This is a genomic window from Streptomyces sp. NPDC055815, assembly GCF_053616475.1.
Map to the genome: position 1 here is coordinate 1 of NZ_JBSHDU010000043.1, position 14,897 is coordinate 14,897.

Below are 14,897 nucleotides of genomic sequence, written 5' to 3' on the forward strand. Positions count from 1 at the left end.
ACCCCGGTAAGGGGTATCGCCGTAGTCCCTTCGCTGCTGTCGGTCATTAACGCGGCTGCGAAGTAGCGCGCACCGGCCTGGTCCACGCACGGTAGACGGTACGTATCAGACGCCAAGTCGGCGGAGCGGAAGCGCCTCGGAAATCCAAGCCGGTGAGGGGTGCTCGGCGACGCCGTCACTCCCCGTCCTGCACCTCTGGCAGCTTGTGCTTCAGCTCTCCGACGAGCTCGTTGATCTTGGCCATCATCTCGGCAGAGAGGCCCCCGCCGTTGCCGCGGGCAGCCAGGCCGAGGATCTGCCCCCTGCGAATCGAGCCGAGGAAGAGGAGTGCCTCCAGGAATTCGCGGGCCTTGGGGTCGAGCTCGGCATCGTCCTGGAAGAGGGCCGCGTCGACCTGAAGTGCTTCGGCTAGGCCGGCACGCACCACATCAGAAGCCTCCGTCGTGGCACCCGCACGAAGGGCGGCGATGTCGTCGGCGGTGACGGTCGCCACGCCCGCGTGCTCGTTGACGATCCGCGCAATTTCGTCATCGGAGGGCGCTTCCTGACCAACGTATCCGTGCTGCAGAAGATAGTTGATCTTCTCTCCCACCGTGCGGGGTGCGGACGCATGCTCGTCACGCGAGGCCCTGGGGCGAAGCCCGAACGAGAGATCCTGGGCGGCCAGCAACTCCTCTTCGGTCACCCCGTACGCCTCTGCGAGCGGCTGCACGTAAGCATCATTGAGTCGGCGCCGGCCGGATTCGGCGTTGCTCACCGGCACGCGGCTCGCGCCGATGATCGCAGCGGCCTGCGCGACGCTGAGGCCGGCGTCGCAGCGCAGGAGCTGCAGGTCCGGCGGACCGTCGTGAGGGAAAAGGACATCAAGCGACTGACCGAGCGCCGCTGCGATTGCGGGGAGCTTCTCACCCTTGGGGAAGTCCTGGCCGCTCTCCCACCGCGCGACCGTGGGGGCGCTGACGCCCACCATCTCGGCCAATTCCTTCTGATGGAGGTCCTTGCCCCGCCGGACAGCACGCACGCGGCTGCCGTCGAACTGACGTGGCACATGAACTCCTGCGGGGTGGCGATCGGGCCGGTGGTGGCGGCCTCTAGGGCAACTGTAGCCCAGGCTTGATACATTTCCGCAACTGACGTACGTTTCCGTATCGCACCTGCTGGCCGGGCTCCGGCTCTCTATGGTGCCAGCCCTGGGGGACCTCTATGCACGTTGCGTTGCCGTGACCACTCGCGCAACGCGCCGTCGGATTCGGTCCAGACGTTGCCGGCCGGTCGGGGGACCACCTTCCCCAGCACCGACCGTCGCGAGCCCTGTGTGAGCTGTTGGGAGCCGGGGATGGACTTGCCGCAGGTGTCTACATATGTTCGTCGTCCCCCACCGGGCAGCGACCCGGGGAGGGGTCACGCAACGAGCAGACGAAAGGCACGAACCGATTAGGCCGTAAGACGAAAACCGGCGCCCGGGAGCTACCAACTCCCAAGCGCCGGGTCGGCACCCCGAGAGGTGCCCATACACATCACGCGGGCGGCGGGGCTTTTGCACGAGAACCGCCGCACCGCGCTCCTACGAAAGACGGAGTATCGCATGCTTGCCATGCCGATCGGAACCCCGGCCTGCCCGGACGCTGGCCGCCAGCGCCGCCTGGCCGCCCGGCTCGCGGACATGATCGCGGGCGCGGCCACCATCCGGGTCAGCCTCAACGACCCGAAGCAGACGTGGCCCCACCAGCACGCTGTCGTCAACGACGAGACCAGGAAGACCACGGAGGTGGGCCGCGCCACCGTCAGGGGCGCGGGCCGCTGGATCCTGAGGGTCTGGCCGGGGGCGGACTCGACGCGACCGCACACCTTCCACCTTGCCGACGCCACCCTCACGCGCAGCGGCCTGACCGCCGCCGGTCGGGGCCGCTGACATGGCGCGGATACGAACCATCAAGCCGGAGGCATTCGTCTCCGAGTCGCTCGCCGAAGTGCGCGTCGAGGCGGAGCGGACCTTCTTCGGACTGCTCACCCAGGCCGACGACCACGGTCGCCACCGCGACAACGCCGCGATCATCGCCGGGCTCCTCTGGCCCCTCCGCGCCGAGCACACCTCGGTCCACGTCGAAGACGACCTCCACCAGCTCGCGGCCGCCGGCCTGGTCTGTCGGTACACCGGCTGCGACGGCCGTCGGTACCTCCACATCGTGACCTGGTCCGACCACCAGAAGATCGACAAGCCGAGCCAGTCGCGTCTGCCCTCCTGCCCGCAGCACCAGGCGGCCGACCGGTGTGCGCCCTGCAAGGGCTCCTGCGCCAAGCGGACCGAGGGTTCGTCTGCTACTCCCCGAGGACTCGCCGAGACCTCGCCGAATGCTCCCCGAGCCCTCGACCTGCCCGCCAAGACCACCTCCGCGCCTTCCGGAGGCGCGGGTGGGGCCTCCGTCGACCGGCAGGAAGCCGCCGACAATGCGTGCGGCGTTCCTAGCCGGGCTGGAACGAAGAGCGCAGGTCAGGAGGCATTCCCCGAGGACTCCCCGAACCTTCCCCGAAGCATCGGAGAGGGCTCGGCGCCTGGATCTAGGATCTTGGATCCTGGATCTCTTGTCCCTACGGGGCGCACGGCGCCCGCAACCGGCGTCTCGGCCAATCAGCTCGTCGGCGAGTATGTCGCCGCCTGCGACGAGCGCCCGCCCAGCGACGTGATCGGACACCTCGGCCGGATCACCAAGAAGCTCCTGGGCGAGGGCATCGCCCCGGAGCACATCAGGGCCGGGCTGGCGAACTTCGCGGCCAACCCCAAGCACCCGAGCGTGCTGACCAGCATGGTCAACGAGGCCATGAACGCACGCCCCGGCGGTTTGGCACGGCCGGAAATCCGGCCTAACGTCCCCGCCCATCAGGCGTGGACCAACCCGGCCAACGCCGCTGCCGCCTACGCCGAGGAGCTGTGATGCGCACCCGTCACCGCGAACCGCAGACCCTCGGCGAGGGAACCCTCGACCGGATGGCCCGGATCCTGGCCGCCCGCAACATCGCCCCCGCCACCGTCGCCGCACCAGCCCAGGAGCCCGAGCCCTTCTCCCCGCTGGAGGCCCTGTCGGCCGGGATGCCCCCGCGCTACCGGGCCGCCGTCGCCGACCACCCCCAGGTCCTGGCCTGGGTCCGGACCGTCGCTGAGGCCGCCGTCGCTCCCAACCAGGGAGCCAGGCGACAGGTCACCACCGGACCCAGCCTGCTGATGGCCGGCGTCGTCGGCGCGGGCAAGACGCACCAGGCGTACGGCGCGGTCCGGCGATTGGTGCAGAGCGGAGTCGGCGTGCGCTGGCACGCGACCACCGCCGCCGACCTGTACGCCGCCCTGCGGCCCCGGCCCGGAGCCGACAGTGAGCGGGAGCTGGCCGCCGTCAGCCGCTGTCCGCTGCTGATCATCGACGACCTCGGCGCGGCCAAGGCCAGCGAGTGGGTCGAGGAAGTGACGTACCGGCTGATCAACCGCCGGTACAACCACGAGCTTCCGACCCTGATCACCACCAACCTGGCGATCAGAGATCTCCGGGCCTACGTCGGCGACCGGGTCGCCTCCCGGCTCGCCCAGATGACCACTCGGGTCGAGTTCGAGCAGGTCGACCGCAGACGCCGCCGTCTCGCGGCCTGACCCGCCCCAGGCCGCCACGCCGGGCCGCGCCTTCTGCGCGCCGCCCCGAGCCCTTCCCCGACCCATCGCACCTCTCCGCCGACGCCCCTGCGCGCGGAGAGCGATCGGAGTACCCGTATGACCAGCACGACGCCCCGCCCTGCCCGCCACCGGTCGCTCGGCGACCACACCTGGCGGGACCAGGCCGTCTGCCAGAGCACCGAGTGCAACCCGGTGGACCCCGAGATCTTCTTCCCGGACCCCGATGAGACCGACAAGATCACCGAAGCGAAGGCGCTGTGCGGCCAGTGCCCGGTTCGCCGCGTCTGCCTGGACGCCGCCCTGGAAGCCGGCGACGCCGACGGCATCCGAGGCGGACTGACCGAGGAGGAGCGCGGACCTCTGCACGAGAAGATCGCCCACCGCCTCGACTACAGCCGCGTCAACGACACCATCGCCGGTCGCGACATCCACCTCAGCAAGGCCGAGCGCCGCGCGGTCATCCGCGCCGCCTACCGCCACGGGGTGACCGAGCAGCGCCTGGCCTGGCTCCTCAAGATCACCGAGGAGCACGCCCAGAAGCGGTACCGCGAACTCCGCCGAGCCCTGCGCAACCGAGACCTGAACCAGCCCGAGACGGCCACCGCCTCGTCCGAGGCCGGCGGCGAGCGCCTGGGTCGCGACGACTTCGGGACGGCGGCGTGACCACCAAGACCGTGCCGAAGACGGCGCACATATCCGGCTGGGACCGAGCGGTCGTCATCGCCCTCGGCGGTGCGGGATGCGCGCTGTCGTACGACGCGCTGCAGCAGATGGCCGTCGCCATCCACATCCGAGGCTTCCTCACCTACCTCTTCCCCCTGGTGATCGACGGATTCATCGCCTACGGCGTCCGGGCGCTCCTGGTCCTCCGCGACGCGCCGCTGCGCGCCCGGCTCTACGTCTGGACGCTCTTCGGTACGGCCACCGCCGCCAGCATCTGGGCCAACGCGCTCCACGCGGTGCGGCTCAACGAGGACGCGGTCGCCGGCACCGGCCTCCGGCTCGGGGACACGGTGGTCGCGGTGCTGTCCACCATCGCCCCGCTCGCCCTGGCCGGAGCGGTCCACCTCTACATCCTCATCGCCCGGGGGCCGGTCAAGGGCAGTGACCGCGAGGACCTCGGTCACCCCGGTTACCCGGGTCAGGGTGACCGGCGCGACGCCGTGGAGGTCACCCGGACTGACCGGGTCGGTCAGAACCGGTCGGCGGTCGGTCAGGTCAAGGCCGGTCAGCCGGTCACCGCCCTCACCGGCCGGCCGTCACTGTCCCTGGGAAAGCAGGCTCCTGCCTCCCGGTCACTGACCGGGGACAGGGTCCCGGTGGGCAGCAGCAACCCGGTCAGCGATGACCGGGGACAGTCGCACGAGGCCGCTGACCTGCCCGGACAGTCGGACTCGGCTCGGCCGGTCACTGACCGCCCCGCCGACACCGCCCCGGTCACCGGCAACCAGGACAGCCCGGCGGCGGTCACCACCCCGCCGGTCACGCCGCCGCCGGTCACTGACCGAGAGGCCCGGACACCCGGTGACCGGCGGCCTGACCCGGACACCGAGGAGCTGCTGAAGATCGCCCGGTCAGCGGTCAGGGCCGAGGACAAGCTGACCCGCAAGGTGGTCGCCCAGGCGATCCGCGGTCAGCAGATCCCGCTCTCCAGCGACACCCTGACCGCCCTGATGGCCCAGCTCCGCGCCCAGCACGGACAGCCGGTCACCTCCAGCCGGAACTGACCGGACGCCAGGGAGCGGGTGACCGAGCCGGTCACCTCAGCCGGTCACCCGCTCCGGACACCCGTGCAACACCCCTCCAGAGCAGAAGCGGAGAACACCCGATGCGCACCCACCCGGCCACTCCCGCCGAAGTCGACTCCTGGCTGACCGTCCTTCACCAGCGCGGCCACCTCCACCGCGCCCAGTCCGGCCCCGACACCACCTGGATCGTGCAGCGCGAGCAGCACGATCGCCCCTGGACCCTCCACCACCCGGTCCTCGCCATGGACTGGATCGAGGAGCTCGTACGTGAAATCCAGCAGCAGAACCCCGAGACGAGCCGATGACCAGCGACGACCCGGCGGTGACCACCGCCGGACAGCAGCGTGACCCCATGACGGCTCCTGGCGGAGCAAGCTATCGCGTACGACGGTCCTACGGCCCGTCGCACGCACTTGCCCCCGCCCAGGAGGGCGAGGGAAGCCCGGCTGGTTCCCGAGCGAGGGCGCACGGGAACCAGCCGGGCTACCGGCACCAGGGGGTGCCGGTCACCGGGGGAGAAGCAGCAGACGACCACGCTGACTGCGAGCAGCCGAGCCCGAGCACGCCCGCCTTCCCCGACCGCAAGCCGCGCCGCCGCAGCCGCAACCCGAGCGAGCGCACCCGCAAGACGACCACCCGCCTCTCCGACACCGAGAAAGCCGAGATCGTCGCCGCCGCCGCGCAGCGCAACGTCACCGTCGCCCGATTCCTTGCCGCCGCTGGCCTCGCCGCCGCCCGCGGTTCGACCATCCTGCACACCAACGAACGACTCGACACGGCCATCGACGAACTCGCAGCCCTGCGCACCGCCCTGGCCCGGATCGGCAACAACATCAACCAGATCGCCTACGTACACAACGCCGGCGGACAGCCCCGCCCCGGCGAACTCGACCACGCACTGAGCTTTCTGACCCGGTCCCTCAGCCGTCTCGACGACGCGGCGAACGACCTGGTGAACAGGCGGCTGTGATGGTTCCCGACATCGGACGCGGCTCCCGCACCCACGGACTCCTCGTCTACCTCTACGGCCCCGGTAGGCGCGAGGAGCACACCGACGCGCACCTCGTCGGCTCCTGGGACGACTTCGCCCCCGACCCCGGCCGCGACACCGACCCGCAAGTCACCCTCGCCCGCCTCACCGCCGCCCTCGACCTCCGGGTCAAGCAGGCCGGCGACCGCGCGCCCGCCAAGCACGTATGGCACTGCTCGGTCCGGACCGCCCCCGGCGACCGGCGGCTCTCCGACGACGAGTGGAACGCCGTCGCCCAGCGCATCGTCCACGCCACCGGCATCGCCCCGGACGGCGATCCCGACGGCTGCCGGTGGATCGCCGTCCGCCACGCAGAAGACCACATCCACATCGTCGCCACCCTGGTCCGTGGCGACCTGCGCAATCCCCGCCTCAACTACGACTTCAACAAGGCCCAGGCCGTCTGCCGCCGCATCGAGAACGAGATGGGCCTGCGCCGCCTCAACGCCGGCGACGGCACCGCAGCGAAGAACCCCACCAGCGCCGAGAAGTTCAAGGCCGAACGCACCGGCCGCACCGAGACCTCCCGCGAGACGCTCCGCGAAGCCGTCCGCCAGGCCGTCGCGGGAGCGGACAACGAGAAGGAGTTCTTCACCCGGCTCCGCGAGGCGGGCCTGCGCGTGAAAATGCGCCACGCCCCGTCCGGCGACGCGCTCGGCTACAACGTGGCCCTGCCCGGCGACCGCAACCGCCACGGTGAACCCGTCTGGTACCCCGGCTCCAAGCTCGCTCCCGACCTGTCCCTCCCGAAGATCCGCCTCCGGCTCGCCGACGGAACCACCGAGCGGCCAACGCCTTCGGCCGCCGACGGCCGGGCGGACTGGTCCCCGCCCGCCCGAGAGCGACGCAGCGCCACCGGCATCGCCGAGCGTGCCGCCGTCCTCCTCGAAGGCGACGACGACGAAGCCGCCGCCCAGCTCGTCGGCGTCGGAGAACTCCTGGACGCGGTCGCCCAGACCTCCCCGGCCGCCACCCGCGCCGAGCTGGCTGCTGCCGCCCGAGCCTTCGAGCGGGCGACCCGCAGCCACATCCGAGCAGAGCACGCCGACACCCGGGCTCTCCGCTCGGCCGCCCGGGGCATCGTTCAGGCCGGCGGCGCGCTCGGCCGGGGCGAGGATGGCGGCACCACCGCCATGCTCCTCTCCACCCTGGTCCTGGTCACCCTCGCCGCCGCCCGCTGGCACTCCGCCCGCGGTCACGCCCAGCAGGCCCACGCTTCCCGACAGGCCGCCGAGCACCTGCGCACCGCCTACCGACAGGCCGCCGCCACCCCGATGCGGGTACTGCACGACCAAGGACGTGCCCTCCCCGAGGCCCAACGCCGGACACACGAGGCCACCCTCCGCGCGGCTCTGCCGGAGCAGGGCGTACGAGCAGACGGGACGCCGGCGAAGACCGACGCCCTGGTCGCGACCCTCGCCCAGGTCGAGCTGGCAGGCCATGATCCCGAGGCCCTCCTGCAGCAGGCCATCGACATGCGCGAACTTGACACCGCCGAGGACGTGAACGACGTCCTGGTCTGGCGTCTGCGCCGGATTGCCCAGCTCCCCGCCCACCCGGGCGAAGCTCCCCGTCGACCGCAGGCCGGCACTCGCCCGACCAAGACCTCGGCCAACCGCGCCAGCGAACGGAACGCACTCACGGCGGCACCGCGCCCTGCCGTCACGGACCCGCGCAGCCGACCACCGCGCCGCTGACCAGCGAGTCTGGAAGGCCGGCCACCGACCGACCGGACTCCACGAAATGCATGGACAGTCGGTTCCACCGGCTGTTACGGATGAAAACAGGAAGCCCTCGACCGGGAGATGACGCTCATGCTCAGAACCACCGACCGCACCACGGAGCCGGCACCCGCGCTGCCCGTCCTTCCCACCGGCACCGACCCCCTGCTGCAACTCCAGTACGAGACGCAGCCGGCCGACGGCCCCAGCGCGACACGCTGCGTCAGCCACCCACACGAACTCGCCCTCGGTGGCATCCCCGTGATGTGCTCGGCCTGCCAGGCCCGACGCGACTGGCTGCTCATCAACCACGGCCGCAGCGTCTGGATCCGCTGCCGGTGCAGCAATCAGTGGATCGAACCCGAGATCAGCCGCGCCGACTTCGACGCCCTGATCGCCAGCCCGTGCGGCACTACCTACCCCACCGTCGAGCAGGGCCTCGCCGCGCTCGGTTTCGACGGCGTTCTCGCCGGCACCTACCTAGACTAACGAGCGGTTGGGGATCAGGCGCTGCCCGGTCCGGTCCCGGCGACGGAACGTTCGGGCTGCCCGTCAGCATGCTGAGCCAGCGCCTCGAGTACATCGGCAGTTGCGGTGAGGAGACGGGAGAACTGTTCATCGGGCGTCAGGCTGTCGAGCCCCGCTCGGGTCAGGGTGGCCTTCCAGTCTCGGGTCCGGGAGTGGGCAGCTCCGGCGGAGCGCAGGCCCTGAAGGATTCGCAGGGGCGCAGTGAGCACATCGGGGTCGCCCCCGGTCACCTTCACCCAGGCTTCAAGGGCGTTGATGGTGGCGGCCTTGGGATCGCTGCCGGGCAGAGAGCGAATTGCCTTGACGTCGAGGTAGTCGATGACGCCCTTGGTCAGCGTCAGGATCAACGCGTCGGCCGCGCCCTGCTCACTGCTCGTGGGCAAGTGAAGGCCCTCGAAGGCGATCCGGTCCGCGGGGTCCCACTCTCTGTAGACCGGACGGTCGGCAAGCCGGGACAGCGAGGTGCTGAATCGGCTTCGGCCTTCGAGTAGGCGGCTCACTGGATCGGGCGGACCGTCGACCCACTGTCCGAGGATCTCCCGGTGGTGGCGGGTTTCGTCCCGGCCGCCCCTGGGAGGAACGTTGAAGCCGAGCCAGTGGTCCCGCTCCTCGCTAGGGAGTTTGCTTCCCAGGTCTCCGAGTCGGGTCTCGACCAGGCCCTCCGGGTTCCTGCCCAGGGGCAGGAGCCACAGGCCCAGGCAACTGAGCTGCTCCTTTGTCACGTGATAGCGGGAGGGCTCGGAGGTGTAGCGGTGGAGGACTTCGCGCCGGAAGTACACCTGGGTCAGGTAGTGCGGGGTTCCCCGGTCCTCGAAGTAGGTGCTGAGCTTCCTGGGGTCGCAGGTCGAGGTGATCTTCTCGCCCGTGTCGGGGTCGACCGCGATGGTGAACTTGGGGAAGCGGTCTTCCGTGGGATGCGGACGGGCCAGGTCGGCCGGGTCGGCCGCGACGGGCAGCACGAACTGTTTGCCCACCAGCCGGACGAAACCGGGCCTGTCGGCGGACCGCAGATCGCCGCTGTGGAAGGCGAAGTGGCGTAGTTCCGTGCGGTCGACTGCCTCGACAGGTGGTTCCGGTACGGTCTCCAGCCGACTGATCCGATCGTGCTGGAGGACCAGGATTCGCTCGCGAACGGCGAGGTACCGGCGCAGTGGCAGGGCCGCGACATCGATGCGCAGTTCGGTGCCGGTGCGACGGATGCGGACCAGGTCGTGGTCGCGGCCGGCGTCGTCCAGGTAGTACATGGACCCGTCCGGGCGTGGGATCGCGTCGAAGTACCAGAGGAAGGAGGGTGTGAACTCCACGCTGGGCTCGGCCAGGTCATGGTGGGCACGGCGGTGGACGAAGAACTCCGACTGCTCGTCGGGGTCTTGGAGACCGTCCTCGAATACGGTTCGGCGGCTCGGGTACTCGGTGGTGATGCCGGCTGACCCGATCGCGCCGTCGCTCCGGGTGTACTCGGACAGCGCGTGCTCCCGCCCGGCGGGGCGGGTCAGATAGCTGCTGACGCCCCAGTCGAGGCTGTGGTCCAGCAAGACACCAAGGACCGTCACCCACTCCGTCGGGGCGGAGTCGAGTGCGGCCAAATATGCCTCCGGACGAGCCTGTGCGGGGAGGTCTGCGCTACTGCCACTGCTGTAGGTCATCGCCACGGGATCAAGTCTAGGCACCGCGGAAAGACGGGCCAGCGGCTGGGAACGCAGCACACCAGGAATTAGTGATCTTCGCCCCTACAGGAGAGCGAAACGCGGCGCCTTCGTAGGCCAGCGACCGCTCCTGCCACCGGTTGCTCCTCCTTGCCCAAGCGTTTGCGTGGGCGGCAGCGCTGCTTCACGGTGGGTACGGACGGGGCACTGTTCATCTCGCTCGGTTGTCGGTAGGCGTCGATACGATCGTCAGCGTGTCTATAGAGGTCATCGCTTCCCTTGTCACCGCCGCTGTTGCTGTAGTCGGCGTACCTGCGGTCTATATGCAGGCCCGAGCAGCCCGCTTGTCGGCGCAAGCCGCTGGACGGGCGCAGTTGCAGCACACTCGCCGGACGAACCAGCACGCGGCGTGCGTCGAAGTATTGGCAGCCGCAGATGAGCTGAAGAGGGCCTGTGACCTCAGCGGAAGTGCGGCCACGTGGCTGGGCATGATCTATGAAGATGCGGCAAGCGACGATGAAGGAGCCAGGGAACGGGCCAGGGAGCGCAAAGAGAGCGCTGAACGGCAGCACGACGAAGCGCACGACCATGCTCACGAGATGTACCAGCGCCTGGTGAAGGCAGTCGCACGCCTGGAGCTGGAAGGCCCTGACCAGCTCATAACCTCAGCGGCCCGTCTGGCCGACCTCGGCGACCTGCTCCAGCTTCAGGGGCAGAGCACGGCCTTTGATGAGGACGATCTGGTCTATGTGACCGAAACCGAGCAGCAGCCCTTCACCTGGGTCATCAGTCAATTCGCGGAGGCCAGACGTACGTTCATCCTGGACACTCGGTCCTACTTCAACGACGTCTGACCACGCAGGTTGTTCCGAATGTGCGGCTGGGCGTACGGCAAAGCCGCCCCTGCCTGATCAGCGAGGGGCGGCCTTCTGTGGTTCCTGGTCAGACCCCGGCGAGGCGGTTCGAGAGGTCCAGGGTGTCGGTCGCGAACGCGAGGGCGGCGCAGAGCCCGGTCACCTCGTGGAGGGTCGGGCGGACCAGGCGCGGCCAGTCGTCCGGGGCGGCGGGCCAGGAGGCGAGGTGTACCTCGGTGGTGGCCAGGCCCAGGTGGGCGGTGACGTTCCAACCAGAGCGAGAGGCGGGCTCCCAGTGGAGGCGAATGCGGCCGAGGGGGAGCTGCGGGGTTCCGGCGGCGAGCCACGTTACGTCGAGTGGGCCGTCGTGCCGGGTGGAGACGCGCTGGACCAGCACGCCACGTGCGCCGTCCGGCATGGGACGTGCGGCGAGGCCGTGCAGCGGGAATATGTGCGACGAAATGAGAGCCTCCGGAGAGCGGGGGAAGGGGTCAGGACCAGGTGAGGGCGTCGCGTACTGACATGGGGAGGTAGTCCTCTTGGCCGTCGTCGGGGATGAACGCCTTGCCGTCCTGGACGATGACCTCGCTCCCCAGGTAGTGGGTGAAGGGGAAGTCGGGGTTGACGGCGAGGCGGATCGGCAGGTCGGGGTCGAGGTCCTGGAGCTGGCGGAGCAGGTGGCCGACGGTCAGGTACTGGGGCAAGGAAGCCTCCGAAGGCGGTACGGGCGGGCGGGGGCGGCGAGTCAGGGAGCGTCGAGGCGGAGCAGGTCCCGGAGGACCTTCGGCCCCTGGGCGTGGCCCGCGAGGTGCCGTTTGCGGCACTCGTTGACGTAGCTCTTGCCGCGTTGCTTCATCTCCCAGTTGCCGCACGAGCAGACGGCCTGGGTGTACGAGCGCCCCGGGCAGTCGGTGTGGAGCGGCTTGCCGGAGCTGGTGTGCTTGTGGTCCGCCGGGCAGAGGGTGCCGTCGGCGTGGTGGTTGGTGAGCGGGGCATGGAAGGACACGTGGATTCCTCATGTTGGGGTGGAGCCCCAAGACGGCCGGCGCGGCGGACGTCAGGGCGCTCGGTCATTCGGAGAGGTCGCGCTGCCACTGGCGTCGTTCGGCTCGGCGGGCGGCGCGGCGGCCGTACTGGCCGGGCAGGTAGTAGCAGGTGCAGCGCCGAGTGAAGGCGCATTCACGGCGGTAGCCGGGAGAGGTGGCCAGGAGCATGCGTGCGATCGAAGCCTCCTGTTGGGCCAGTGAGCGGGACGGGGCTGGTCGGCCCGGAGCGGCGCGGTCTCGAACAGGTGCGGGTGGGCGAGACGGACCAGTGGGGCCGCTCCGCTTAACGATTCAGCGAGAGGAGTCGGCGACGAATCCCGCCACCGCCTCGGAAGGGGTGTCGATACCGAACTCTTGGACCCACGCGCCGCCTTCGGCGGGCTGCACCTGGACCCGCCAGACGACGCTGCGTGTCCAGGCGGCGGGGTCCTCGGGGAGCCAGCCGACGTAGACACGGCCGTCTGGGCTCGTCGCGTGCACGTTGGCCTCCGGGGTGTCGACGACCGTCCAGTCGAGGGCGTGGAGGAGTTCGAGCACCGGGGTGGCGCAGTGGTCCGAGGAGAGCCAGTAGCGGTCTTCCACGGCGGGGCGGACGACAGCGGGCAGGAGGGTGGCGGAGGCGTTCATGGTTGGACGATCCCTTCGTTGACCTGCGGTTTTCCCGACACTTGTACGTTGACATGGGGTGTGCCGAAGTCCGTAGTCGTTTGCGGGGATGCCCCGTCTGCCGTGGGCGAACTGATGACGGCCAGGTGCCCGGAGTGCCAGCGGCGCGGGAATGGAACGACGGCCGGGGTTGTCGTACTCGAGTTACGGCAGCGAGTCGTACGGGACTGAAGGGGGAGCAGGGATGACGGAACCGAGCAGACATTGGGATGGGGCCGGGCTGGAGCGCAAGATCCGCGCCGCTGGGCGGCCGTGGACCGTGGGTGACATCGCGATGGTCGCCGACGGTCAGTGGGGCGTCGGCGCGCAGTCCGACAGGTGGGCGGACGAGGCAGTGCTGGTGGAGCACCGGGGCGCGGAAGGACGGCACGTTGAGCTGACGGTGGAGGAGTTGGCCCGCGTGGTGGGCGCCCGCATCGAGGACGCCCACCACGACGAAGACCTTGCCTGACCGTTCAGCGGTGCGGCCCCGGTGAGGGCGCCGACGGCCCGACGATAGCGGCAGGAACAGGCTGGTCGGGCACCTGGCCCGGGGCATGTGAAGCGAGCCCCGAGCGGGCGACAGCAGCCCGGGACAGGTTCGCCGCCGGACCCCGGTCCGTGGCCGAGGCGGCTTCGCGTGCTTCGACCACACGCCGGATCGCCTGCACGTACGCACCGCTCTCCGCGAGCGCGACGCGAAGGTCGGACGCTGAGCTGGCGAGCCGGTCCAGCTCGTAGAAGGCCGGCACGTACCCGGGCCGGGTCATTGCGTGCAGACGATCCTGGTGAACGGACACCGCGTTGTCGGTGATGGCCAGGGCGGTACGGATATGCATGGCCGAGCGCAGAAGCGGGTCGTCGCAGGGGCGGCGGACCGCGAGGACTTCCAACACCTCGATGGGCTGACCCCAGGCTTTCTCGATCATGGAAGTGGCCTGGTCGAGCGCGGTGGTGTCGGGCATGAAGGAACTCCTGTCGTCCGGAGGGGCAGAGAGGGCGTCCGGGAAGGTCCGGGCGGGGGTCAGCGGCCGTGCCGGGGAGCCGACGAAGCGGCCGACGGCCGGGCTGCGGCTGTGGGCGCGAAGGTGCTCGACCGCTTCTGCGCCGAGGACGTGGTGCGGCTCTGGGCCGCCATCACGCGGAGGTCGGCTGCTGTCCGCGGAGCGCGCGAGGCACGGCGTACGGCCTCGGTGACAGCGGTGCGGCGTACGTCGAGCGGAGTCGGAGAGCGAGGGACCCGGGGATCGACAGCCGGGCCGACCGGCGTCAGCGCGACCAGCGGCTCCATCTCGCGGTGGATCATGTGCCGTTCACGGACCACCGGGGCCGAACTCGCCATGACGGCCGCTGTCGCAGCGATCAGATGGGACGGAGTGCGGGCCGTGAACACCGCCTCCGCCCGCGTACCCCAGCCCCGGGGACCGGCCCACAGCACGACGGTCTCGGCGTCTCGTCCGCCGCGAAGGGTATCGATCTCTACACCTGCCAGTCCGTCGGGAGCGGTGACCTCGACGGTTCCGTACTTGGCTGCCCTTCGGCGCCAGCTGGCATCGAGCAGCGGCTGGACGGCATCAGCCCAGTACAACGACGGGTCCGCCAAGAAGCGTCCGTTGTTCTCGTACGGGTCGGATGCGGCGTAGTCCTGGGCCAGGGCGGTGGTGAGGCCGGCGACGATCTCGGCCGGGGTGACGTGGTTGAAGGTCGCCGTCCAGCAGGGCGTGGCGACGGCCTCCTCGGCCGCAGTGATCCTCCACAGCTCGAAGTCGTCGCCGAACCAGCCGATCCGGATCCGCTGGTCGGGAGAGGTGACGAGGAGCTGGCAGGGCCCGTCGTCGAGGTAGTGGTGAGGCCAGTGGGCCACGGGGGCGAAGCCGGCGTCTCCGGTCCCGTTGGAGCCGGCGAGATACATGGGGCTGACCAGTACCTCTTCGTGGCGGGACGGGTCAGGGAGGGCGGGCATGGTCGAAGCTCCAGGCGCGTGTGGGAGGAGGGGAACGCGCCCGCGTGCGCAGCGCGGT

Annotated in this window: 20 protein-coding genes; 11 read left to right on the plus strand and 9 right to left on the minus strand. The window is 70.1% G+C overall.

From position 1 onward, the window contains the following. Positions 1 to 175: 175 nt before the first annotated feature. Positions 176 to 1,048 (minus strand): helix-turn-helix domain-containing protein, encoded by an 873-nt coding sequence (locus ACWGN5_RS25275; RefSeq protein ID WP_453519040.1) that lies wholly within the window; start codon positions 1,046 to 1,048, stop codon positions 176 to 178. Positions 1,049 to 1,585: 537 nt separating this feature from the next. Here ACWGN5_RS25275 and ACWGN5_RS25280 point away from each other — a divergent pair. The 9 genes from ACWGN5_RS25280 to ACWGN5_RS25320 all read left to right on the plus strand — a co-directional run bounded on the left by ACWGN5_RS25280 (position 1,586) and on the right by ACWGN5_RS25320 (position 8,646). Next, complete coding sequence (locus ACWGN5_RS25280) at positions 1,586 to 1,912, plus strand: transcriptional regulator (RefSeq protein ID WP_453519043.1); 327 nt, start codon at positions 1,586 to 1,588, stop codon at positions 1,910 to 1,912. 1 nt (position 1,913) lies between these two features. Beyond that, entirely contained in the window at positions 1,914 to 2,933 is a 1,020-nt protein-coding gene (locus ACWGN5_RS25285) for a hypothetical protein (protein ID WP_453519046.1), read from the plus strand. Beyond that, complete coding sequence (locus ACWGN5_RS25290; protein ID WP_453519048.1) at positions 2,933 to 3,637, plus strand: ATP-binding protein; 705 nt, start codon at positions 2,933 to 2,935, stop codon at positions 3,635 to 3,637. The genes ACWGN5_RS25285 and ACWGN5_RS25290 overlap by 1 nt, the downstream gene beginning before the upstream one ends. A 117-nt stretch (positions 3,638 to 3,754) precedes the next feature. Continuing rightward, positions 3,755 to 4,321: a WhiB family transcriptional regulator gene (locus ACWGN5_RS25295; protein ID WP_453519051.1), complete on the plus strand. Its 567-nt coding sequence runs from the start codon at positions 3,755 to 3,757 to the stop codon at positions 4,319 to 4,321. Then, positions 4,318 to 5,385 carry a DUF2637 domain-containing protein gene (locus ACWGN5_RS25300; protein WP_453519054.1) on the plus strand — a complete coding sequence of 356 codons (1,068 nt, stop codon included), beginning with the start codon at positions 4,318 to 4,320 and terminating at the stop codon, positions 5,383 to 5,385. The genes ACWGN5_RS25295 and ACWGN5_RS25300 overlap by 4 nt, the downstream gene beginning before the upstream one ends. 101 nt (positions 5,386 to 5,486) lie before the next feature. Next, the gene (locus ACWGN5_RS25305; protein ID WP_389669801.1) at positions 5,487 to 5,711 is read left to right on the plus strand and encodes a hypothetical protein; all 225 of its coding nucleotides are present in this window, start codon (positions 5,487 to 5,489) and stop codon (positions 5,709 to 5,711) included. Continuing rightward, positions 5,708 to 6,376, plus strand: coding sequence for a MobC family plasmid mobilization relaxosome protein (locus ACWGN5_RS25310; RefSeq protein WP_453519057.1), 669 nt, complete (start codon positions 5,708 to 5,710; stop codon positions 6,374 to 6,376). The genes ACWGN5_RS25305 and ACWGN5_RS25310 overlap by 4 nt, the downstream gene beginning before the upstream one ends. Continuing rightward, positions 6,376 to 8,133 (plus strand): relaxase/mobilization nuclease domain-containing protein, encoded by a 1,758-nt coding sequence (locus ACWGN5_RS25315; protein ID WP_453519059.1) that lies wholly within the window; start codon positions 6,376 to 6,378, stop codon positions 8,131 to 8,133. The genes ACWGN5_RS25310 and ACWGN5_RS25315 overlap by 1 nt, the downstream gene beginning before the upstream one ends. Positions 8,134 to 8,241: 108 nt before the next feature. Continuing rightward, the gene (locus ACWGN5_RS25320; protein WP_453519062.1) at positions 8,242 to 8,646 is read left to right on the plus strand and encodes a hypothetical protein; all 405 of its coding nucleotides are present in this window, start codon (positions 8,242 to 8,244) and stop codon (positions 8,644 to 8,646) included. A 14-nt stretch (positions 8,647 to 8,660) separates the two neighbouring features. On the opposite strand, the gene ACWGN5_RS25325 is transcribed toward ACWGN5_RS25320, so the two are convergent. Next, a complete protein-coding gene (locus tag ACWGN5_RS25325; RefSeq protein WP_453519207.1) occupies positions 8,661 to 10,331 on the minus strand; it encodes a hypothetical protein in 1,671 nt (556 codons plus the stop codon). Positions 10,332 to 10,585: 254 nt separating this feature from the next. Between ACWGN5_RS25325 and ACWGN5_RS25330 the strand changes: the two genes are divergently transcribed. Beyond that, a complete protein-coding gene (locus tag ACWGN5_RS25330; RefSeq protein WP_453519065.1) occupies positions 10,586 to 11,185 on the plus strand; it encodes a hypothetical protein in 600 nt (199 codons plus the stop codon). A gap of 88 nt (positions 11,186 to 11,273) precedes the next feature. Here the strand turns inward: ACWGN5_RS25330 and ACWGN5_RS25335 are convergent, their stop codons facing one another. The 5 genes from ACWGN5_RS25335 to ACWGN5_RS25355 form a co-directional block, all read right to left on the minus strand. Continuing rightward, positions 11,274 to 11,582 carry an esterase gene (locus tag ACWGN5_RS25335; protein WP_453519067.1) on the minus strand — a complete coding sequence of 103 codons (309 nt, stop codon included), beginning with the start codon at positions 11,580 to 11,582 and terminating at the stop codon, positions 11,274 to 11,276. Positions 11,583 to 11,676: 94 nt separating this feature from the next. After that, complete coding sequence (locus tag ACWGN5_RS25340) at positions 11,677 to 11,889, minus strand: hypothetical protein (protein ID WP_453519070.1); 213 nt, start codon at positions 11,887 to 11,889, stop codon at positions 11,677 to 11,679. Positions 11,890 to 11,930: 41 nt separating this feature from the next. Further along, complete coding sequence (locus tag ACWGN5_RS25345; protein ID WP_453519072.1) at positions 11,931 to 12,191, minus strand: hypothetical protein; 261 nt, start codon at positions 12,189 to 12,191, stop codon at positions 11,931 to 11,933. A gap of 64 nt (positions 12,192 to 12,255) precedes the next feature. Further along, positions 12,256 to 12,399: a hypothetical protein gene (locus ACWGN5_RS25350; protein WP_453519074.1), complete on the minus strand. Its 144-nt coding sequence runs from the start codon at positions 12,397 to 12,399 to the stop codon at positions 12,256 to 12,258. Positions 12,400 to 12,522: 123 nt separating this feature from the next. Next, on the minus strand, positions 12,523 to 12,858 hold the full coding sequence (locus tag ACWGN5_RS25355) for a DUF317 domain-containing protein (RefSeq protein ID WP_453519075.1): 336 nt from the start codon (positions 12,856 to 12,858) through the stop codon (positions 12,523 to 12,525). A 223-nt stretch (positions 12,859 to 13,081) separates the two neighbouring features. Between ACWGN5_RS25355 and ACWGN5_RS25360 the strand changes: the two genes are divergently transcribed. Further along, positions 13,082 to 13,348 (plus strand): hypothetical protein, encoded by a 267-nt coding sequence (locus ACWGN5_RS25360; RefSeq protein ID WP_453519077.1) that lies wholly within the window; start codon positions 13,082 to 13,084, stop codon positions 13,346 to 13,348. Positions 13,349 to 13,352: 4 nt separating this feature from the next. Here ACWGN5_RS25360 and ACWGN5_RS25365 read toward each other — a convergent pair whose 3' ends face one another. Together ACWGN5_RS25365 and ACWGN5_RS25370 are read right to left on the minus strand one after the other, a co-directional pair. Further along, entirely contained in the window at positions 13,353 to 13,841 is a 489-nt protein-coding gene (locus tag ACWGN5_RS25365; RefSeq protein WP_453519079.1) for a hypothetical protein, read from the minus strand. A 59-nt stretch (positions 13,842 to 13,900) separates the two neighbouring features. Beyond that, positions 13,901 to 14,839 (minus strand): DUF317 domain-containing protein, encoded by a 939-nt coding sequence (locus ACWGN5_RS25370; protein ID WP_453519081.1) that lies wholly within the window; start codon positions 14,837 to 14,839, stop codon positions 13,901 to 13,903. Positions 14,840 to 14,897 lie beyond the last annotated feature (58 nt).

Coding starts and splice junctions, on each gene's coding strand:
- ACWGN5_RS25280 (WP_453519043.1), top strand. CDS start 1,586: ATGCTTGCCATGCCGATCGGAACCCCGGCCTGCCCGGACGCTGGCCGC.
- ACWGN5_RS25285 (WP_453519046.1), top strand. CDS start 1,914: ATGGCGCGGATACGAACCATCAAGCCGGAGGCATTCGTCTCCGAGTCG.
- ACWGN5_RS25290 (WP_453519048.1), top strand. CDS start 2,933: ATGCGCACCCGTCACCGCGAACCGCAGACCCTCGGCGAGGGAACCCTC.
- ACWGN5_RS25295 (WP_453519051.1), top strand. CDS start 3,755: ATGACCAGCACGACGCCCCGCCCTGCCCGCCACCGGTCGCTCGGCGAC.
- ACWGN5_RS25305 (WP_389669801.1), top strand. CDS start 5,487: ATGCGCACCCACCCGGCCACTCCCGCCGAAGTCGACTCCTGGCTGACC.
- ACWGN5_RS25310 (WP_453519057.1), top strand. CDS start 5,708: ATGACCAGCGACGACCCGGCGGTGACCACCGCCGGACAGCAGCGTGAC.
- ACWGN5_RS25315 (WP_453519059.1), top strand. CDS start 6,376: ATGGTTCCCGACATCGGACGCGGCTCCCGCACCCACGGACTCCTCGTC.
- ACWGN5_RS25320 (WP_453519062.1), top strand. CDS start 8,242: ATGACGCTCATGCTCAGAACCACCGACCGCACCACGGAGCCGGCACCC.
- ACWGN5_RS25325 (WP_453519207.1), bottom strand. CDS start 10,331: ATGACCTACAGCAGTGGCAGTAGCGCAGACCTCCCCGCACAGGCTCGT.
- ACWGN5_RS25350 (WP_453519074.1), bottom strand. CDS start 12,399: ATGCTCCTGGCCACCTCTCCCGGCTACCGCCGTGAATGCGCCTTCACT.
- ACWGN5_RS25355 (WP_453519075.1), bottom strand. CDS start 12,858: ATGAACGCCTCCGCCACCCTCCTGCCCGCTGTCGTCCGCCCCGCCGTG.
- ACWGN5_RS25360 (WP_453519077.1), top strand. CDS start 13,082: ATGACGGAACCGAGCAGACATTGGGATGGGGCCGGGCTGGAGCGCAAG.
- ACWGN5_RS25365 (WP_453519079.1), bottom strand. CDS start 13,841: ATGCCCGACACCACCGCGCTCGACCAGGCCACTTCCATGATCGAGAAA.
- ACWGN5_RS25370 (WP_453519081.1), bottom strand. CDS start 14,839: ATGCCCGCCCTCCCTGACCCGTCCCGCCACGAAGAGGTACTGGTCAGC.